17 protein-coding genes, 8 tRNA genes and 1 other RNA gene are annotated in these 19,770 nt (G+C 35.4%); 2 read left to right on the forward strand and 24 right to left on the reverse strand.

The features are described from left to right. Positions 1–156: 156 nt before the first annotated feature. The 8 genes from P0Y62_10705 to tuf form a co-directional block, all read right to left on the reverse strand. Entirely contained in the window at positions 157–885 is a 729-nt protein-coding gene (locus P0Y62_10705; protein WEK68337.1) for a hypothetical protein, read from the reverse strand. Between the two features lie 613 nt (positions 886–1,498). Further along, the gene (locus tag P0Y62_10710) at positions 1,499–2,167 is read right to left on the reverse strand and encodes a hypothetical protein (GenBank protein ID WEK68338.1); all 669 of its coding nucleotides are present in this window, start codon (positions 2,165–2,167) and stop codon (positions 1,499–1,501) included. Between the two features lie 7 nt (positions 2,168–2,174). Further along, complete coding sequence (locus P0Y62_10715) at positions 2,175–2,825, reverse strand: hypothetical protein (protein WEK68339.1); 651 nt, start codon at positions 2,823–2,825, stop codon at positions 2,175–2,177. A 14-nt stretch (positions 2,826–2,839) separates the two neighbouring features. Beyond that, on the reverse strand, positions 2,840–3,460 hold the full coding sequence (locus tag P0Y62_10720) for a hypothetical protein (GenBank protein WEK68340.1): 621 nt from the start codon (positions 3,458–3,460) through the stop codon (positions 2,840–2,842). Positions 3,461–3,862: 402 nt separating this feature from the next. Further along, positions 3,863–4,405, reverse strand: a complete 543-nt coding sequence (gene nusG / locus P0Y62_10725; protein ID WEK68341.1) for a transcription termination/antitermination protein NusG — start codon at positions 4,403–4,405, stop codon at positions 3,863–3,865. 21 nt (positions 4,406–4,426) lie between these two features. Beyond that, positions 4,427–4,633: a preprotein translocase subunit SecE gene (gene secE / locus P0Y62_10730; GenBank protein ID WEK68342.1), complete on the reverse strand. Its 207-nt coding sequence runs from the start codon at positions 4,631–4,633 to the stop codon at positions 4,427–4,429. Between the two features lie 12 nt (positions 4,634–4,645). After that, positions 4,646–4,716 (reverse strand) — tRNA-Trp (locus tag P0Y62_10735). A gap of 52 nt (positions 4,717–4,768) precedes the next feature. Beyond that, the gene (gene tuf, locus P0Y62_10740) at positions 4,769–5,974 is read right to left on the reverse strand and encodes an elongation factor Tu (GenBank protein ID WEK68343.1); all 1,206 of its coding nucleotides are present in this window, start codon (positions 5,972–5,974) and stop codon (positions 4,769–4,771) included. 315 nt (positions 5,975–6,289) lie between these two features. On the opposite strand from tuf, the gene P0Y62_10745 reads away from it, so the two are divergent. Then, positions 6,290–7,792: a DUF4394 domain-containing protein gene (locus P0Y62_10745; protein WEK68344.1), complete on the forward strand. Its 1,503-nt coding sequence runs from the start codon at positions 6,290–6,292 to the stop codon at positions 7,790–7,792. Positions 7,793–7,876: 84 nt separating this feature from the next. On the opposite strand, the gene P0Y62_10750 is transcribed toward P0Y62_10745, so the two are convergent. The 15 genes from P0Y62_10750 to rpsU form a co-directional block, all read right to left on the reverse strand. Then, positions 7,877–10,975: a CusA/CzcA family heavy metal efflux RND transporter gene (locus tag P0Y62_10750; GenBank protein WEK68345.1), complete on the reverse strand. Its 3,099-nt coding sequence runs from the start codon at positions 10,973–10,975 to the stop codon at positions 7,877–7,879. Between the two features lie 283 nt (positions 10,976–11,258). After that, positions 11,259–12,344 carry an efflux RND transporter periplasmic adaptor subunit gene (locus P0Y62_10755; GenBank protein WEK68346.1) on the reverse strand — a complete coding sequence of 362 codons (1,086 nt, stop codon included), beginning with the start codon at positions 12,342–12,344 and terminating at the stop codon, positions 11,259–11,261. Between the two features lie 3 nt (positions 12,345–12,347). Then, the gene (locus P0Y62_10760; GenBank protein WEK68347.1) at positions 12,348–13,589 is read right to left on the reverse strand and encodes a TolC family protein; all 1,242 of its coding nucleotides are present in this window, start codon (positions 13,587–13,589) and stop codon (positions 12,348–12,350) included. Between the two features lie 228 nt (positions 13,590–13,817). Further along, the gene (locus P0Y62_10765) at positions 13,818–15,182 is read right to left on the reverse strand and encodes an ATP-binding protein (GenBank protein ID WEK68348.1); all 1,365 of its coding nucleotides are present in this window, start codon (positions 15,180–15,182) and stop codon (positions 13,818–13,820) included. Positions 15,183–15,184: 2 nt separating this feature from the next. Then, positions 15,185–15,865, reverse strand: a complete 681-nt coding sequence (locus P0Y62_10770) for a response regulator transcription factor (GenBank protein ID WEK68349.1) — start codon at positions 15,863–15,865, stop codon at positions 15,185–15,187. A gap of 309 nt (positions 15,866–16,174) precedes the next feature. Further along, positions 16,175–16,246, reverse strand: a tRNA-Thr gene (locus tag P0Y62_10775). Between the two features lie 41 nt (positions 16,247–16,287). After that, positions 16,288–16,360: transfer RNA gene (locus tag P0Y62_10780), tRNA-Gly, on the reverse strand. Positions 16,361–16,445: 85 nt separating this feature from the next. Continuing rightward, positions 16,446–16,526, reverse strand: a tRNA-Tyr gene (locus P0Y62_10785). 20 nt (positions 16,527–16,546) lie between these two features. Further along, a tRNA-Thr gene (locus P0Y62_10790) sits at positions 16,547–16,620 on the reverse strand. 90 nt (positions 16,621–16,710) lie between these two features. After that, positions 16,711–16,783: transfer RNA gene (locus tag P0Y62_10795), tRNA-Gly, on the reverse strand. Positions 16,784–16,868: 85 nt separating this feature from the next. Further along, positions 16,869–16,949: transfer RNA gene (locus P0Y62_10800), tRNA-Tyr, on the reverse strand. Between the two features lie 20 nt (positions 16,950–16,969). Then, positions 16,970–17,043: transfer RNA gene (locus P0Y62_10805), tRNA-Thr, on the reverse strand. A 109-nt stretch (positions 17,044–17,152) separates the two neighbouring features. After that, the gene (locus P0Y62_10810) at positions 17,153–17,443 is read right to left on the reverse strand and encodes an HPF/RaiA family ribosome-associated protein (GenBank protein ID WEK68350.1); all 291 of its coding nucleotides are present in this window, start codon (positions 17,441–17,443) and stop codon (positions 17,153–17,155) included. After that, positions 17,440–18,327, reverse strand: a complete 888-nt coding sequence (locus P0Y62_10815) for a tyrosine-type recombinase/integrase (protein WEK71800.1) — start codon at positions 18,325–18,327, stop codon at positions 17,440–17,442. Before P0Y62_10815 ends, P0Y62_10810 begins: the two co-directional genes overlap by 4 nt. Before the next feature lie 82 nt (positions 18,328–18,409). Continuing rightward, entirely contained in the window at positions 18,410–18,607 is a 198-nt protein-coding gene (gene rpsU / locus P0Y62_10820; GenBank protein WEK68351.1) for a 30S ribosomal protein S21, read from the reverse strand. 245 nt (positions 18,608–18,852) lie between these two features. On the opposite strand from rpsU, the gene ssrA reads away from it, so the two are divergent. Further along, positions 18,853–19,254: a transfer-messenger RNA gene (gene ssrA / locus P0Y62_10825) on the forward strand. A 16-nt stretch (positions 19,255–19,270) separates the two neighbouring features. On the opposite strand, the gene P0Y62_10830 is transcribed toward ssrA, so the two are convergent. After that, entirely contained in the window at positions 19,271–19,756 is a 486-nt protein-coding gene (locus P0Y62_10830) for a thermonuclease family protein (GenBank protein ID WEK68352.1), read from the reverse strand. Between the last annotated feature and the right edge of the window lie 14 nt (positions 19,757–19,770).

Raw genomic sequence — 19,770 nt, forward strand, 5'->3', positions numbered from 1 at the left:
TAAATTTGAATAATTAATGAGTTTGGAAGCATTTATTATTCAGCAGGTTATCTATTCTCACCTCAGACAATCCTACTTTTCGGACTGCAAAATTATGAAATATTTTTGAAATAGCAAATCGAATCGACTGATTTTTAGAAAGTATTATATTTTTCTCTAAAAATTTATTTTTTCTTTTATTTCAAATTCTTTACCCCGCACAAAATATTTTAGAAATAAAAAAAGCGAAATCACTGAGGTTTCTATCCATTCAAAATCCAGTTTAAAACGAATATTGGCAGCATGCCCTATTAAATAGGGGAATGTAAATCCTCCAAATACTATACAGCAAAAAATAAATATTTTTTTTTGATTTCTGAAAAAATAAATCAGACTTATTAATAGTAATAAATTGATGAAAGCCACATACAGCTTCCTTCCGATGAGAATTGACCATGCATCATTATCAAAATAGGTTTTGGGAACAAACCATAGGCTAATAAAGTTATTTACCCCTTTTTTAATAGGAGCAAAACTATCTTTTTCTACAATTTTCAAGACCTCTTCCTTATAAATTTTCTCATTGATAAATTCATTATGAGCTGCTGTCTTTTTAAAGACGATTTTCTTTTCTTCTTCTGTTAGAAAATGAGTACCCGATAAGATCTGATAATCCGGAATATAACCCAAAAATACGTTTTGCCAAAAAGGTGATTTACTGATAATAACCTTATCAAAAGTAATATAATTTCTAATTACCCAAGGAGAATAAACAAGTACAGTAATAAAGGCAACAGTGAAAATATCTTTTAAAGAAAATTTTTTATAAAAAATTAAAAATACAGTCATCACTCCCATAACAGGAACAGCTACCACCTGCGTCAAAGCAACAAAAGCTGTGATCACAGAAAAAATCACTATCTTATTTAAGCTAATATATACCTGGGTCCAACATATAGAAAACCAATAAAGCCAAATGGCAAAAAGCAGAATAAATAAATTGGTAGCCTCTAAAATATTAGAATAATAAAAATAAGCAGGCGAAAAAATAAAAAAATACGCAGATAGAAAACCAACTGTTTTTAGATTAAAATTTTCGAATATTTTAATAATTATTACAGGAATAACAAAGTAAAAAACATGCTGAGTAATAATGATAAATTTAACAGCATTCAGGAGTCCGAAACATTTCATGAAAAAACACAGAAATAAAGGATATAAGGGAAGTTTATAGGCCGAGCTTCCAAATTTATAGTTCCATGAGTAGATTTCAAGAGCAGCTAAATTCCTGGCAATACTCCAATCTTCAAACCATTCTGCGTGAAAGTTATTATATGCTGAAAAAACGATTTTAGTAACGAAAATAAGAATGTTAAAAACAAGAAAAGATTTCCAATTAAGAAAAAAATCTGTTATCCGTATTTTTGAAATATTCGACATGTAAAAATTTATAGAAACAAAAATAAAAAAAGCTATTTACTTCTAAATAGCCTTTATATATTTTGACATGAAAAATCCGTTAAAAACCTGATGGCTTATTTATCATTTGCGTAGAACCGTCATTTCCCCCAAGATCAGTATTGACATCACTGATGTTTTGCTTTTCAATCAATCTTTTATATGCCATCAGATACAGATCAACGGTAAAGTTGTTGTATGTTCTTGATGGAATAGGTGAATTCGTCGCAATAATTCTGCTATCCGTAAACTTTGCTTTGATATGCCATGTTCCATTACTTTTGAATGCAATAACATCAGGAGATCCCTGCCTGTCATCATTAAGACCATTATCTCCGTAATCAAGCATTACACTGGTAGTTCCGTCATTTAACTTAAATGAGTAGTTGTGAAGCACAACAAGAAAATTATTGGCATCTATCTTTGTGTCATAATCTTCAATTCCTGTACCCGGAACTCCGGTAAGAGTTAGTTTAAGATAATTAAACAATCCACTACTTTCCAAAGCAGGATCATATAACTGTAAAGCATTTTCTGAAGTTGCCAGAAAGCTACCTCCCGACATGGTAGGCTCTCCCGGATTTCTAAGGTATAAAGAATTGGTATATGTTTTACCATTAACATCAAGTGTTTCTGTAGGGTTTGTTGTGTTTATCCCTACTTTTCCCTGCTGGGCATTTATAAACAATCCCACACACATGATTATTGTGATATAAATATTTCTTTTCATAGTTTTCTTATTGAAGTCCTAGAGGTGTATTGGTTGAAATCCCTGAATAAATAGGCGAAGCTGCTGCCGAAACAGAGCCGGTGAAAGTTCCCCAGTCTTTAACTAATGACTTTTCAAAGACATTTAAAGAAAGTGTCCAGGTTCCGTTTTGAGATGAAACTGTTCCTGCGCCTTTAAAAGCTAAATTAATAGCATGATAGTTTTTACCCCCACTCGTTACTTGAGTAATTTCTGTAGAATAAGATCCGAATGATTTCGGATTTGTAGTTGTATTTGCTGCAGAAACCGCTCCTGTAAAAATAGCACCTGTAATAGCCACAACATATTTACTCGCATCCAACCCTGTATTGAGATTTATAACTTCATCCTGTTTCACATTTTTCAATACAATATTATAGGTATTTACAGGCGCTACATCACGGAGCGTTATATCCAGCATCTTAACTTTTCCTACCGGTGAACTGTCTTTTGAACGGGTAAGAAGGAGATAATTTCCTCCCGCCTTCGCATTTTCAGTATCTATTAAATAGGATTCTACCAGTGTTTCTCCTTCTACATCAAGAGTTCCTTTTGGTGTTGTAGTATTAATTCCGATTTGGGCATGCATACCTAAGGCAGCAAAACCCGTAAAGAGGATTGCAATAATTTTTTTCATCATTTTGTTTTATGTTTTTACTGAATTAATGGAGCTGCTGCCGCACCTGTCCCTAAAGCATTAAGGCTTTGTGTTGCATTGAAATCTTTGGCATATGATCTATCAAATACTAACAGATTCAGTGTCCAGATTCCCGTAGGAAGTGATGAATCCGGGGCGAATCCTTGATAATCTGCCTTCAGTTTCCATGTCCCTCCCGAAGAATAGGCAAAAATCTGGGGCACGGGGGTAAGCCAGTTAGCAGAAAACGTTCTTGTAGGCTGTGTAAAACCAAAAGAAGAAATCACCACCAAAAACTTGCTGGAATTAATCTTTGTATCAAATTGATTTACCCAATCCTTGTCCGTAGGATCACAATTAATTTTGAACTGAATAAGGTTAATGGGTGCCGGCGCATTAGGCACAAAAGAATCATTATACGCAGTAATTTTGTTTTCCGGAGCCGGAGATTTGATAAGGAAAGTATAATTCTCATCCGCTCCCAATTTTTCCATAGGCTGTTTGAAAACCATTCCTGACGTCTTCATCGTACCATTTACGGTAAGTTCTTTTTCCGGCGTAGTCGTATTGATTCCAACCTGCGCACTCATAAGTACTGATGCACTCAATAGAGTGATCATAGAAATAATTTTTTTCATTGAAATGTGTTTTTAAGATTGTGTTTTAACTATTCTACATTTATATTCTTAATTAAACGCATAGAAATTACTCTATAATAAATAAAGAATGTAAAAATTGGAAATAGTTAATAACTCAATTACAAGAAGTATGCCATTCAATTTAAATTAAATTATTCAAAAATTTAGGTCAGAGGTAATATAAGCACTAAAAGTGATAAAATTACTAAATCAACTATTATTTAGCAGTTGCAGTGCTTCATATTTAAACAATAAAATAAGCCTAAACAATTATCACAGGGAAAATATGAAAATCCGATTTCAATATAAGGATTAACCAATCCTTTAGTCTACTGTTAAAAATAGTCATATATGCAAAAAGACTGCTATTAAGCAGTCTTTTTATATTTTTATAAAATAATATTATACTTTTTCAACCTGCATATAGCTAAGTTCCATTGGAGTTTTTCTACCGAAGATAAGAACTGAAACTTCAATTTTCTTTTTATCTTCAAGGATTTTTTCTACTGTTCCGTTGAATCCGTTGAATGGTCCGTCAATTACTTTAACGTTTTCACCCACTATATAAGGAATTTCAACATCACTTGCGAATTCTGACAATTCATCCATTCTTCCAAGCATTCTGTTAACTTCAGACTTTCTCATTGGAACCGGATCTCCTCCTTTTGTTAAACTCAAGAAAGAAATAACTCCAGGAATGTTTTTAATAATGTGAGGAATCTCCCCCATTAAGTCAGCTTCAATCATTAAGTATCCAGGATAGTAGGGTCTTTCTTTAGGAACTTTTTTTCCGTTTCTAATCTGAATAACCTTTTCCATAGGAATAACCACTTGAGTAACATACTGCTCAAACCCTAAACGTTTGATTTCTGTCTCAATATAGTTTTTCACTTTATTTTCCTGTCCGCTGATTGCTTTCAGCACATACCATTTCAATTCGCTCATTATGGGAAAATACTTTTATTATTAATTGAACAAGTTGATTAGCATTCCTATTATGTTGCTGATTGCTTTAGAAAACAATTCATCAACTCCAAAAGTAAATAGTGCCAAAATAACTGTTGCAATAGTCACTACAATTGTAGAGGATTGCAGATCAGCCCACTTCGGCCATTCAACTTTATGTCTGAATTCGTTATAAGAACCTTTTAAAAAATCGATTAATGAACTCATAATTGTTATTTGCACGGGCACAAGGATTCGAACCCTGATCAACGGTTTTGGAGACCGGTATCCTACCATTGGACGATGCCCGTAGATTAAAAGTTCCGTAAGTTTCCTTACGGAACTTTAATTATATTAAGATGATTAGTCTAAAATTTCAGTAACCTGACCTGAACCAACTGTTCTACCTCCTTCTCTGATCGCGAATCTAAGACCCTCGTTAAGAGCGATTGGTTGTAACAATTCTACAGTGATCTCTAAGTTATCACCAGGCATTACCATTTCTACACCTTCTGGCAAGAAGATCTCACCTGTAACGTCAGTAGTTCTTACGTAGAACTGAGGACGGTATTTGTTGTGGAATGGAGTGTGACGTCCACCTTCTTCTTTAGAAAGGATATAAACTGAAGCCTTGAATTTTTTGTGAGGCTTAACAGAATCTTTCTTAGCGATAACCATACCTCTCTTGATGTCAGTTTTTTCAATACCTCTCAACAATAGACCTACGTTATCACCAGCTTCACCTCTGTCTAGGATTTTTCTGAACATCTCAACTCCTGTAATTGTAGAAGTTAATTTTTCATCACCCATACCTACGATATCAACTGGATCACCAGTATTGATAATACCTGCTTCAATTCTACCAGTTGCTACAGTACCTCTACCAGTAATAGAGAATACGTCTTCGATTGGCATCAAGAATGGCTTTTCTGTATCTCTTACAGGCTCATCAATCCACTCATCAACAGCATCCATTAGAGCTTCAACAGTTTTGAACCACTTATCTTCTGAATCACCGTTAGTTGCAGCAGTAAGAGCACCAAGAGCAGAACCTTGAATCACTGGAGAGTTATCTCCGTCGAAATCATAAGTAGCTAATAGATCTCTAAGTTCCATTTCAACAAGCTCTAACAATTCTGGATCATCCACCATGTCAACTTTGTTCATGAAAACAACGATCTTAGGTACGTTTACCTGACGGCAAAGTAGGATATGTTCTCTAGTTTGAGGCATTGGTCCGTCAGTTGCAGCACATACTACGATAGCTCCATCCATCTGAGCAGCACCAGTTACCATGTTCTTCACATAATCCGCGTGACCTGGACAGTCAACGTGAGCATAGTGTCTTTTTTCAGTTTCGTATTCGATGTGAGCAGTATTGATAGTAATACCTCTTTCTTTTTCTTCTGGAGCAGAGTCAATTGCAGAGAAGTCTTTTTTCTCAGCAAGACCTTTGCTAGCTAATACAGCAGAAATAGCAGCTGTAAGAGTAGTTTTACCATGGTCAACGTGACCAATAGTACCAATGTTCAAGTGTGGTTTGTTACGATTAAACGTTTCCTTTGCCATGATTTAAAATTATTTATTTATTGTTTTTCAAATTTTCGGTGTGCAAATATAATGATTTTTTACATACCAAAACCTTTTTACTAAAAAAAGTTTTAATATTTAAATCCTAAGAAGTACAAACCGTATTTTCAAAGTATTGAGACTGCAAATTTACACATTTTTCTCAATTGAAAAAATTCGGAAAACTCTTTTATTAAAAATCCAAACTATCTTATTAATTATGAATGAAATAATTTTAGGAATAATAATCGTTCCGGTAAATCCATGTTTATTTTTTTCTCGTAAATAAAAAAACAACCTATTAAAATTAATATTATGAGAAAATTACTACATTTATGTACCGTACTGTTCAGCATTTCCATTTTATTTTCATGTAATAATTCTGAAGATATGATGTCACCCGTAGAAATGTCAGTACAGGGACCAGATCTTATGGCATACGGACTTACATCGAGTAACGAACTGGTGTCTTTTAATTCCAACAATCCCAAGGTATTTATTTCTAAAACAGCAGTAACCGGCGTGATTGCAGGAGAAAAACTGATGAGTATAGATTTCAGACCTGCAACAGGGGAACTTTACGCTTTATCAAGCGCAAGCAAACTATATGTCATCAACACTTCAAACGCTTCTGCAAGAGCGGTAAGTACCACTGCATTTTCACCTACAGTTTCAGGGACTATTGCTTCTATAGATTTTAATCCTACCGTGGACAGAATTCGTTTAGTAAGCAATACCGGACAAAACTTAAGGCTTCATCCCGAAACAGGAGCAGTTGCTGCTACCGATATGAATATCAATGGAGGCGGAACTCCTTCTGTAGCAGGAATAGCTTACACCAACAGCAAATCAGGAGCTGCAAGCACTGTTTTGTATGATATTGATATGGCTTCAGGAAAATTATTTAAGCAAGATCCTCCCAACAACGGGACATTGGTAGAAGTAGGAAGCCTGGGAACTACTTTTACAGGACAGGCAGCTTTTGATATCAAATACGATAATAGCGTGGCCTTATTAGCTTTAAATAATAATTTGCATGTACTGGATCTAAACAGTGGTAAAGCCACTGCTGTCGGAATGCTACAGCAACAAATCATTGACCTTGCTATTCCTACCGAACCTGTTGCTTACGCAGTGGATAATTCCAATAATCTGCAGATCTTCAATCCTAATAATCCGATGCCGGTTTCAAAGGCAATTACAGGACTTCAAAGTGGTGAAAATATTCTGGGAATAGATTTCAGACCTGTAAACGGGCAACTTTACGCTTTAGGAAGCTCAAGCAGACTATATATAATTAATTTAGGAACCGGAGCTGCAACAGCTGTGGGAACTTCTCCTTTTGCAACTTTATTGGCAGGAACAGATTTCGGATTTGACTTCAATCCTACGGTAGACAAAATAAGAGTAGTTAGCAACACAGGACAAAATTTACGTCTTGATCCTGTAACAGGTGGAATTACTGCAGTAGACGGTATTCTAAACCCGGGAAGTCCCATGATTGGAGCAGCAGCTTACACTAATAATTTCGCAGGAGCTACTTCAACAACTTTGTTTGTTATTGATCATAATACTGATAAATTATATCAGCAAAACCCACCTAATAACGGAACTTTGGTAGAAACAGGTTCTTTGGGCATCAATATTACCAACGCCAATGGTTTCGACATCGGAAGCATGAGCCAAAAAGCTTATTTGCTTGCAACAGTAGGAACCTCAACAAAAATTTACAGCATTAATACTTCAACGGGAGCAGCAACATCAGTTTCTGATTTCCCGAATGCCGTGAGAGGTTTTACAGTGGGATTAGGATTCTAAACTCATAATATTTTTTTCAATAAGGAAGGGCGGAAAACTTTGTTTTCCGCCCTTTTGGTTAATATAATATAAATGAAAGAATAGTTAGATCTGTTGTGATCTTTTGGTTCTGTTAAAGATCCAGAAGATAATCGGGAAAATTAACAGCGTTAAAACAGTTGCCGTGATTAATCCTCCGATAATTACGATTGCTAATGGCTTCTGAGACTCCGAACCGATACCTGTTGACAACGCTGCAGGCATTAATCCAATCGATGCCATTAAAGCCGTCATGATTACCGGACGTGTTCTGGATTTTACACCATTTAATATGGACTCATCAAGACTCAGTCCGCTCTTGACATTCTGATGGAATTCCGTAATCAGAATCACCCCATTTTGAATACAGATTCCAAGAAGAGCAATCATCCCTACTCCCGCTGAGATTCCAAAATTAATTCCTGTCACATGCAGAGCAATAATTCCTCCGATCAAAGCAAATGGTACATTGGCCAATACCAAAAGGGAATCTTTCATATTTCCGAAAAGAATGAATAGCAGAAAGAAAATTCCTAAAATACTGATCGGAACCACCTGAGTCAATCTTTTTGATGCTCTTTGCTGATTTTCAAACTGACCGGTCCATCCTATGGAATAGCCATCCGGAAGCTCAATTTTAGCCACTTTTTTCTGAGCATCTGCAATTGTACCTCCCAAATCGCGGTCTCGGATAGAGAATTTCACTCCAATATATCTTTTAATATCATCACGATAAATAAACGCCGCTCCGTTATCTTTAATAATGGTACTGATTTCTTTTAAAGGAATTTTAGCACCATCCTGAGTAGGAACCATTAATGCTGCAATATCATTTTCATCTTTTCTGTATTGCTGTGAATAGCGAAGACGAATCGGGAATTTTCTTTCTCCATCAAACATTTCCGAAGCCGTTTTTCCTCCAAAAGCCATTTCCAAAACCGCCTGTGCATCTGCAGGCATTACTCCGTAAGCCGCCATTTTATCTCTATCAAGGACTACACTTACTTCCGGCTGACCAATATTTTTGATGATTCCCGGATCTTTTACCCCATCTACATCCTTGATTTGTTTTAAAACTTCCTCCGCCAATCTATCCAATGTTTCCAGGTTATCCCCATAAATTTTAATTCCGTTTTCTGCTTTAAACCCAGCCACTGCTTCAGCAACATTGTCAGAAATCGGCTGGGAATAGTTAAAGGTAATTCCTTGATACGTTCTCAATTTCTTATCGATTTCTTCAATCAGCTCTTCATAGGTGATTTTCCGTTTCCATTCTTCTTTAGGTTTAAGATTTACTGCAAACTGTACAAATCCAAAACCATTGGGATCGGTACCATCATTACTTCGTCCTGTTTGCGCAAGAACATCCGTTACTTCCGAGAAGCTCATAATATCTTTTTTAAGAAGATCTGCTGTTTTTAAAGATTCTTTTAATGACGAACTCATTGGCATTTCTGCCGTAATCCAAAGAGAACCTTCATTTAGCTGGGGTAAAAATTCTGTTCCTAAGAATTTCCCTGAGAATAACGTCACTGCCAAAAAGGATATGGCGACAATTAAACTCATCCTTTTGTGTTTAAAGGTATAATTAAAACCTTTCAAAACGATTCTGTCCCAGAAATTCACAAAAGGATTGTTTTTTTCTTTAACATTCTTATTTAAAAGGAGATGTGAAAGAACCGGAACTAATGTCAGAGTGAAAATCAAAGCTCCCATCAAAGCAAAACCTAACGTAAATGCTAATGGTGAGAACATTTTCCCTTCCACTTTCTGGAATGAGAAAATCGGAATCAAGGAAGTAATAATAATTAATTTTGAAAAGAAAATAGCTTTTCCCAATCCTGTTCCTGTCTGTTTGATCCATCCTCCTTTGGCCAATTTATTAAATCGTTCTTCTCCGTATTTATGAGCTTTGTGGTCGAGCATTACAAATAGTCCCTCCACCATGACGACGGCCCCGTCAATAATGATCCCGAAATCTACTGCTCCAAGAGATAATAAATTGGCACTCATTCCGGCTAATTTTAGACATAAAAATGCAAATAAGAGAGATAGCGGAATGATGATGGAAACAATTAGAGTAGTCCTCCAGTCTGCCATAAAAATTAAAACGATTACGGTAACTAAAACAATTCCTTCAATAAGGTTGTGCATTACCGTATGCGTTGTGAAATCCATCAGATTGTCACGATCATAGAACGTAACCATTTTTACATCTTTAGGAAGGATCTTTTCATTAAGCTCTTTAATTTTAGCTTTCACTCCCACTAAAACTTCACGTGGATTTTCGCCTTTTCGCATCACGACAATTCCTTCAACGGTATCTTCATGATTATTCAATCCCGCCTGCCCTACTCTAGGCATCGAACTTTCGTGAACTTCGGCCACATTTTTTACCAAAACCGGGTTTCCACTGTCATTTTGTATGGTAATATTTCCAATATCAGCAACGGATTTCACCAGACCGATTCCACGAACAACATAAGCCTGTCCGTTTTTTTCGATCACATCTCCACCGACATTTAAATTACTTTTAGTAACTGCATCGTAAACCTGAAGCGGTGTTAAATTATATTTATCCAAAGCTCTCGGATCAATACTCAATTCAAAAACTTTATCCTGCCCCCCGAAAACATTGATATCAGCAACGCCCGGAACACCTCTCAAAGCTCTGTCGATTACCCAGTTTTGAAGAGTCAATAATTCACGGGAATCTTTCTTCTTGCTTTCCAAAGTATACCGGAAAATTTCCCCGGTTGGTCCATAAGGTGGCTGAACTTCCGGATCCACCGCATCCGGAAGGCTGACTGTCCGTAATTGATTATTCACCTGATTTCGTGCAAAAGTATCATCCACACCATCATCAAAAAGAATTTTGACAATGGAAAGTCCAAACATCGTGGTACTTCTCACGCTGGTTTTCTTCTGAACAGGGCTCATCGCCAATTCGATGGGAGTCGTCACAAAACGCTCTACTTCCTCTGCACTTCGTCCGTTCCATTGAGTAATGATAACAATCTGGGTATTGGTAACGTCCGGAAAAGCTTCAATAGGCATATTTTTGAAACTTATAAATCCTGCAACCGCCAAAACTGCTACCCAAATAAAGGTAAATGCTTTATTTTTTAACGAAAAAGCAATTATATTTTTAATGAATTTATTCATGATAGATTTTTTGATGACCTAAAAAAGTCGGTGAATTTGTTTTTAACGCAAAGAGCGCCAGTTTTTTTGACAAACTGTAAGTTTTTAAGTTCGCAAAGGCGTTTCACTTAACAAAGAATTTTCATTTTTGAACCATTAAGGATATTTAAGGAGTTAAGAATTATTAAGAAATTCGTAAACGAAGTTTGTAAGATCGAATGTTTAAATATCTTTAAATATTTCCTTCATTAAACTTAACTTCTTAAGTATACATTATTAAAAGTCTAATGGCTTAAATAAAATTTTAACTATTCAAAGAGCGGTAAATCAGCAATTGATTATTGGTAATTACCTGTTCTCCTTCAGACAAACCTTCGGAAATATAGGTAATATCACCAACCTGTTTTAAAACTTTTACTTCTTTAACCTTTACATCCGTTCTGGATTTGTAGATCACCACAAAACTTCTGTTATCATCAAAAATTACTGCTTTTGAAGGAACAGTGAGCGCCATACTGTTTTCCGAACTGGTCACTTTTATCGTCGCTTTACTGTCAGGAATAAGCAATCCGTTTTGGTTATCCAATACTACTCTGGCCTGCATGGCATTGGTTTGCGGATCGATAATCTTGAAAATTTTATCAATTTTTCCGTCAAAAACTTTATCCGGATAAGACAAAGTAGAAACCTGAGCTTTCATTCCAAGACTGATTTTATCAATATCAGATTCGTTGACATTCATAATGGCCCAAACGTTGTTGGTATTGGCCACATCGAAAATATTATCACTTCTGTCACTTCTCAGCTGCATATCTTTGTTAATATTCTTCTGAACAATATATCCGCTGATCGGGGCAAGCACACTGTAAATATTACCCTTCTTCACATTATAAACCGTACTTACCGCACTTGCTCTCTGCAACTGGTCCTGTGCTTTTTGCAGCTGACTTTTAGCTTCCAGTACATCTCTCTCGGTATTCAGTTTCCCTTCATACATTTCCTTGGCAACACGAAGGTTATTTTGAGCAACCACCAAATCCGTTTTTGCATCGCTCACGTCTTTCTGAACTTCTGCTAATTCGGTACTTCTGATAGTCGCCAGAACCTGACCTTTCGTCACATGATCTCCCAATTCTGCATTTACACTCAAAACGTTTCCTCCAACCAGTGGATAAACGTCAATATAACTATTTTTATCCGCCGAAATTTTTCCGTAGAAATTATAGTCGTCTTGAATATATCGTTTTTCAACTTTAGCTAAAGAAATCGATTGAAGCATGGTGTTGCTCAGTTCAAAACCTTTTTTTGCCTGCTGCTTTACCACTTCCTCTTTTTTGGAGCAAGATAAAACTGACAAAGCTATCATTACCGGAATTATATAATTTTTCATTGTTTAATAGAAGATTTTCGTTTGTACTAGTTGATTCAATTGTTCCGCCGACTGTATGATTTCGTTTTTCATATCATAGATCTGAAGAGCCGTTTGCCTGTAGCTGTCCATGAAATCCGCAAACTCGATAAGGCTCACATTTCCTTTTCTGAAATTGTTCAGCATTCCGTTATATACCAATTCCATGTTATTAAGATCATCAGATTTAATTTGTGCCAGCTGATCGTATTGTGATTTCCAGGTTTTATAAGCCGCCTGAACTTTAGTTTCAAGATTTAATTTCTGAAAATCTGCATTTTTCTGGTTTTGCTGAATGGCAAAATTGGCTTTCTCAACATTTCCTTTATTGGATTTCCACAACGGCAAGGGAATTCCTACCAAGAGATTCACTTCATTTTTAAAAGTTCCTCCGTTCTGGTCCCATCCTGCACCTAGATTAAGATCCGGAACATTCAGTGATTTTTGCCATTGAGCATACAACTTGCTGTTGTCTATTAATTTTAAATTATATTGATAATCCGCATTATTCTCCAATGCTTTTTTCTGTAATTCGGTTTCGTCTCCAAAAGGCTGAGCTGCAAGAATATCTTTCGCTTCCGAATCCGAAAGTTCGGGCTCTATATCATCTGTAACCCCTGTCAGAACTTTTAAAGTCTGTTCAAACCCAAGAATATTTTTATTGATGCCTATTTTGTCATTGTTCAGCTGTATCACGATACTCTGAAGTCTTACTTCATCTTTCAAAGAGACATTTCCTTTTGCTGACTGCACTTTATAAGCTGCTAAAAGGTCGTTCATATACCCAAGCTGCTTATTGGTATTTTCAAGTTTTAATTTTTCGTAATAAAGATCGAAATAAGCGGAACGAAGCTGAGATCGTAAATCTACCAGAAGTTGGGAAAACTGAAGCTGTGCAAGCTCTTTACTGGATTTTGCAAAGGCAATTTCATTTTTCTTTTTGCCCCCCATGTAGATCAGCTGTGTTACCTGAGCTCCTTTTGATTGTCCAGCATCAAAAATTTTCCTGTTTTCAGGATTGTACGCATTAATTTGTCCGCTCAGCTGCGGAAGCTCCCAGATTTTGGCCTGCAAAATATCTGCATCGGCCATGTTAATATTATACTGTTCCGCAAGCAGTTGTAAATTGTTCTCCTGAAAAGCTTTTTCACAGTCCTGAAGAGACATTTTCTGTTGTGCCGCCATGAATGAGGAAATGACGATGAACAGTCCTGCAAATTTGTTCATTATTTTTTCTTTTTAAGTTACAAAATTGCCTTTATGCTATTAAAAAGCTCTTAAAGAATCCTTAAAAAAAAATTAAAATCCCTGATTAATACTGATTTTTCAACCGATTATTTTTTCATTTTCATTTCACATTTAATCCCTAACTGTTGAATTTTAGATAAAAATTAATCATCCGTTTAACATAAAACTGAGTTTGGCTTTTGTGAAAGGGAAAATTATTGCAAAGAATTATTTGTGAAAAACGACGCTGAACTTATTCAATAAATCCCCCGGAGAAGTATAAATGATTTGAGCATTGTGATACTCCAGAATTCTCTTGACAATCCTTAAGCCAAGTCCTGAACCTGAAATATTCTGAGAGTTTTTCCCGCGTTTGAAAGCTTCAAATAATTTTGACTGCTCTTCTTCCGAAATGGTATTCCCATGGGAAATCACATCTACGATAAGATTTTCATTAGATTCGGTAATTAGCACATCGACTTCTACATCATCCGAATAAACCGCTGCATTCTTAAATAAATTAATGAAAACAATATCCAGTAAAGACTGTATTCCTTTTATCGTTAAAATAGCATCTTCGGAAGTATTTTCGGAAATAAGGAAGTCCATTTTAAGCTTGGGATAACTTTTTTCAACAGCTTCAAACGACTCAAAAATCACCTCATCAATTCTTACTTCTTCGTAAATACTCTGAATATTTTCTTTATCGAATTTCGTCAACAGCAACAGTGAATTCGTTAAATCGGACAGCTGATAAACATCGCGCTGAATTTGTTTTAAAGAAGATAAGGTTTCCGGAGAATGCTGCTCAAACTTAATTAAATTTTCCAGCTGGAAAGCCATTCTTGTAATGGGTGTCCGGATTTCATGGGACGCGCTCGCTGTAAAGTCTTTCTGTGACTGGAAAACATCATCCAGTCGCGCGATCATGGTATTGAAAGACTGTGCCAGTACATCAATTTCATCATTCGATTCACGAACAGGAATTTGAGTGGTCAATTTATGGGCGGTAACCTCCGAAATTTCTTTATTCAGATCTTCTAAAGGTTTCAGGAATTGCCCCATAAAATAATAACTGAAAAAGCCAATGAGCAACGTACTCATTACATAGGCCGTGATTAGTAGATATTTTAAATAAGCCAGTTTTGATTTTCCGTTGGTATCGAATGCACTGGTAAGAATGTAATAATTCTCACCATTGATTGTTCTTAGAGCCGCATAAATTTCAGGAACTGTTTTTTCAGAATAGATGATTTTCTTTTCATCAAGTTCCTTTAACAAAGTATTATCCCAGGTTACATTCCTATCTTTAATGGTACTGTAAATTAATTCCTTTTCGCTATTAAAAATTAAAATGGTTTCGTTTAAAAGAATATTATCTGAATTCTCATTAAAAAAAATAGGAGCCTCTTCTTCAAAATCCTTTGACTTGGCAATAAAATGTGAAGTAAATTCCAGCCTCTGCCTGAATCTTTCTTTGAATTCATCTCTCCGGAAATCATTAAAGGACATATAAATCACCGCCATAACAATACCAAAAAGCAATGAAAAGGCAATACTGAGATTGAGTGCTATCTTCCGTTTTAAAGACATTTTTATAGTGGACTTAAGTAATACCCGAAGCCGGAACGTGTATGAATAAGTTTAATTTTAAAATCTTTATCTATTTTCTTTCTTAAAAAATTGATATAAACTTCTACTGTATTGGTATTTGTATTAAAATTGTGTTCCCACACATGCTCTGTAATCTGTTGTTTGGAAACGGTTCTTCCCTGCGCTTCTGCAAGATAAACCAACAATTGAAATTCTTTCAGGGTAAGACTGATTTCATTCCCGCCACGATATACCTTTTGTTCAGTTTTATTGACAATTAAATCATCTATTCTGATAATATCTTGATCTGTTGTTTCAGAAGAAGACTTTCTTCTCAATAATGAATTGATGCGTAACAATAATTCCTCAAACTGGAAAGGTTTTACTAGATAATCATCCGCCAATCGGGTGAATGCATCTTTCTTATCTGACAAATCTCCATAGGCTGAAATGATGATAATCGGCGTATTTTTATCAAATGAACGAATGGTCTGACAAACATCCAGCCCATTGATCTTAGGAACATTGATATCAAGCAAATACAAATCGTAAGTATTATTCTTTATCTGCCGGATAAAAGTTTCCCCATCATATATCTTATCACATGTAAAATTATTTGATTCAAGGAATTTACAAAGTTCAGCCGAAAGAATAAGATCATCTTCCAATAAAAGAATATTCATCAAACTATATTTTATACGAATGTAACAAAAATTTTTATGATAGTAAATGAAGTTATAAAGAGAAGCAAATACTTTAATTAAATTTTAAGGTTGAAATTTAATATTAAACTATAATTAAAATAAAAGCATCACGATAATCCTGTTGAAATTCTGCTATTATCAGAATAAATTTTAAAATGACTGTTTAACCACTATCTTATATCAAAGTCTAATTTTTTCTTTTTTGTAAAAGATTAATGATTCTAAATGATTTTAAAACTTGTCAAAATTCAGGCAAAAAATATCCCGAAGAAATCGGGATTAAACGAGAGCCAACTACGGGACTTGAACCCGTGACCTCTTCCTTACCAAGGAAGCACTCTACCGCTGAGCTAAGTCGGCATTAATTAAAAAAATCACACTGAATAGCGTGATTTTTGTTGAGCGGAAGACGGGGGTCGAACCCGCGACATTCAGCTTGGAAGGCTGACGCTCTACCAACTGAGCTACTTCCGCAATTTTGTTTCCAAAACTATTGGTAACGCTGTGCAAACTTAGGAAAAATCCTTTAGTTGTGCAACTTTTTTTCTAATATAAAATGTGGGGAGAGCAGGATTCGAACCTACGAAGCCGAAGCAACTGAGTTACAGTCAGTCCCATTTAGCCACTCTGGAATCTCCCCAGATATTTTATATTAAATAGAGCTTCCAGAGGGATTCGAACCCACGACCCCGAGATTACAAATCACGTGCTCTGGCCAGCTGAGCTATGGAAGCATTTTAATATATGGACTGAACGTGTGAGAAACTCTACTCTACATCATTTCAGTAGTAAAAAAAATCACGCTAGTAAAAGTGTGATATTCGAGCGGAAGACGGGGGTCGAACCCGCGACATTCAGCTTGGAAGGCTGACGCTCTACCAACTGAGCTACTTCCGCAATTTTGTTTCCAAAACTATTGGTAACGCTGTGCAAACTTAGGAAAAATCCTTTAGTTGTGCAACTTTTTTTCTAATATAAAATGTGGGGAGAGCAGGATTCGAACCTACGAAGCCGAAGCAACTGAGTTACAGTCAGTCCCATTTAGCCACTCTGGAATCTCCCCAGATATTTTATATTAAATAGAGCTTCCAGAGGGATTCGAACCCACGACCCCGAGATTACAAATCACGTGCTCTGGCCAACTGAGCTATGGAAGCATTTAATAAAAAAGAATTCAAAAGATCGCTGTTCCCTTTTTGCGAGTGCAAATATAGAACGGATTTTTTGAATTCTCAAATTTTTTAATGACTTTTTTTATTTTTTTTTCTATGCCATTTCTTTTTTCTTGATTAATAGCTTTTTAGCAGTATCAACGCATAGGTCTAAACTTTCTTCAAAACTTGTAGTAGTCTTTTTTACTACGATATCGTCTCCCGGAACCGCCAAAATAATCTCGGCAGTTTTATTAGCTTTATCAGCATTATTTTCCACTTTCAGGAATATTTTACATTCATGAATTTTATCATAAAACGTATCAAGTTTGCTTACTTTTTTGTCAATGTGTGATTCTAGTGGTTCGTGAGGAGTTAAACCAATTGATTGAACTGTGATCTTCATAATTCTTCTTTTTTTGATGCTCGAGGATGAGCCTGATTAAACACTTTTTTCAATTGTTCTATATTAGCATTCGTATAGACCTGAGTACTGGCAAGACTGGAATGACCTAATATTTTTTTTACTTTGGAGATCTCCGCCCCATTATCCAAAACGTGTGTAGCAAAGCTATGACGAAGGATGTGAGGACTTCTTTTTTCTTTTGTTGTTACAAGACTAAGGTACTTATTAACTACCACATAAACAAATTTTTCAGAGAGTTTTTTGCCTTTCTTATTGACAAAAAAATAGGACTCATAATCAGTCAATGGTTTACGGATATTTAAGTAACCTTTTAACAAATATGATAACTCTGCGGAAATAGGGATTACTCTTTCTTTATTACCTTTTCCGATAATTCTCATTTCGTTTTCGTCTAGGTTAACATTTTCAAATATCATACCACAAAGCTCAGCTTTACGAATCCCTGTCTGATATAACACCTCTATGATACACTGTTCTAAAACATCATGTATATGATCAAATACAGAATCACTAAGAACCTGCATTTCATCTTTAGAGATAGGAATTTGCTTCTCTGCATAAAATTTAAGGGAAGAAATACTTTCTGTAGGAGAAACTTTAATTTCACCTACTTTAAGAAGAAAAAGATAGAAGCTACGCAATGAAGAAAGTTTTCTATTAATACTTCTCTTGGAAATACCGTTCTCGCTTAGTTCTACGATAAAATTCCTGATGATTTTTTTGTCTGCTTTAGAAATATCTTCGGAAGACTCTGTCCTGAGATAGAAATGAGAAAAGTCTTCCAGGTCTTTTTTATAGCTTGTAATTGTGTGAGGAGAATACCTCTTTTCGAATTGTAAATAGTCTAAAAATTTATCCCGCATCATTGAAGTATAAAAACAAAAAATTCACTCTTCAAATATAAGTATTTAAAGAGTGAATTTAGTATGTGTTTAAGAAAATATCTTAAGCCTGTTCTTCTTTGCTAAGATTTCTTTGCTTGTGAGCAGCTTTCAGTCTAGCTTGTCTTAAAGTTACAGAAGGCTTGATAAACGCCTGTCTAGCTCTTAATTGACGAACTGTACCCGTTTTATCAAATTTTCTTTTATATTTTTTTAATGCTCTGTCGATAGACTCTCCGTCTTTTACTGGAATTATTAACATATATTACATCTCATTTTGGATTGCAAAAATAGACATTTTTTATTAAAGCACAAAAAAATAAGCTTTTTATAATTCAAAATCATTTTTAAAACATGTAAAAACCCTGTATTAATGGTGGTTTACCGTGATAATTATTTTTAGCTTATTAATTTTAATCATCATTCTGCACAAAACAGTATTCAAAAAGCTACTTTCAATACTAATATTATTTAAACAAATTAATTATATTTGCACTCACTTTTCATGGGGTTGACTGGTTTCGACAGCAAGACCAATGGGTAAGTAAGCATGCAGAGAACCGTAGCGCGATCTCTATAATCCCTTGCTACAAAATTTTAACTGGCAACGAAGAGTTCGCTCTTGCAGCTTAATATCGAAGTATAGTAGATCAAGCGTTTTCCCGAAGATTTCAGTAGGGAAGCAAGATATTCCACAAATGCTCTGTTCTGCGGCGTTTGATCCTGGGATATAGGAATGCAGAAATAAGGTTTTAGATGCTTTGGCTAAAACTCGAAAACCTCAGAAGATAAGCTGGAAGTTGGGTGTCTGCTCTCTGCCTCCAGTCAAAAACCAATAGTAGAATAAGCATGTAGAAAGCTTATGTATTGCTTGTTTGGACGAGGGTTCGAATCCCTCCAACTCCACAAAAAAGAGGTTTTGTAATTACAAAACCTCTTTTTTCTTTTTCCTATTCTTCCTAAACTTCCAGGGTGAAATCGCATTACTGTCTTTCCACAATCCAACTTTTGAGTTTTTGGCTGTTAATTCATAATTTTTTAATTCTGTGTTTTTTGAAGATTTAAAATACCACCATCCAAAACCTGATTTTATAATCTCAGCAGACAAATATTTATCATTATCATAGAATATTTTAGCAACCGTTCGTTTGTACCGGTCTTTTCCCGTTCTATAAAACATTACTTTTTTACCAAAAACCTGAGAACCGGTAAATTGTTTTGCATTTTTACCAAAAGCCTGTCCATTTTCTGGGCAATCCACTTCTGCTAAACGCAATGTTTCCTGCCGATTATTTCCTAAGAGAACGACTACAGTATCTCCATCTTTCACTTTAATGACCTTACCTTTCGATTGAGAAAACAGTAAATGACAATTTAAAAGCAGAATTACACAGACAAATTCCAACTTCATTATATATAAGATAT

It is taken from the genome of Candidatus Chryseobacterium colombiense (assembly GCA_029203185.1).
GTDB lineage: Bacteria > Bacteroidota > Bacteroidia > Flavobacteriales > Weeksellaceae > Chryseobacterium > Chryseobacterium colombiense.

Bases quoted from the DNA above. Each gene is read 5' to 3' on its own strand.
- P0Y62_10710 (WEK68338.1), bottom strand. From the start codon at position 2,167: ATGAAAAGAAATATTTATATCACAATAATCATGTGTGTGGGATTGTTT.
- P0Y62_10715 (WEK68339.1), bottom strand. From the start codon at position 2,825: ATGATGAAAAAAATTATTGCAATCCTCTTTACGGGTTTTGCTGCCTTA.
- P0Y62_10720 (WEK68340.1), bottom strand. From the start codon at position 3,460: ATGAAAAAAATTATTTCTATGATCACTCTATTGAGTGCATCAGTACTT.
- nusG (WEK68341.1), bottom strand. From the start codon at position 4,405: ATGAGCGAATTGAAATGGTATGTGCTGAAAGCAATCAGCGGACAGGAA.
- secE (WEK68342.1), bottom strand. From the start codon at position 4,633: ATGAGTTCATTAATCGATTTTTTAAAAGGTTCTTATAACGAATTCAGA.
- tuf (WEK68343.1), bottom strand. From the start codon at position 5,974: ATGGCAAAGGAAACGTTTAATCGTAACAAACCACACTTGAACATTGGT.
- P0Y62_10745 (WEK68344.1), top strand. From the start codon at position 6,290: ATGAGAAAATTACTACATTTATGTACCGTACTGTTCAGCATTTCCATT.
- P0Y62_10750 (WEK68345.1), bottom strand. From the start codon at position 10,975: ATGAATAAATTCATTAAAAATATAATTGCTTTTTCGTTAAAAAATAAA.
- P0Y62_10755 (WEK68346.1), bottom strand. From the start codon at position 12,344: ATGAAAAATTATATAATTCCGGTAATGATAGCTTTGTCAGTTTTATCT.
- P0Y62_10760 (WEK68347.1), bottom strand. From the start codon at position 13,589: ATGAACAAATTTGCAGGACTGTTCATCGTCATTTCCTCATTCATGGCG.
- P0Y62_10765 (WEK68348.1), bottom strand. From the start codon at position 15,182: ATGTCTTTAAAACGGAAGATAGCACTCAATCTCAGTATTGCCTTTTCA.
- P0Y62_10770 (WEK68349.1), bottom strand. From the start codon at position 15,865: ATGAATATTCTTTTATTGGAAGATGATCTTATTCTTTCGGCTGAACTT.
- P0Y62_10810 (WEK68350.1), bottom strand. From the start codon at position 17,443: ATGAAGATCACAGTTCAATCAATTGGTTTAACTCCTCACGAACCACTA.
- P0Y62_10815 (WEK71800.1), bottom strand. From the start codon at position 18,327: ATGCGGGATAAATTTTTAGACTATTTACAATTCGAAAAGAGGTATTCT.
- rpsU (WEK68351.1), bottom strand. From the start codon at position 18,607: ATGTTAATAATTCCAGTAAAAGACGGAGAGTCTATCGACAGAGCATTA.
- P0Y62_10830 (WEK68352.1), bottom strand. From the start codon at position 19,756: ATGAAGTTGGAATTTGTCTGTGTAATTCTGCTTTTAAATTGTCATTTA.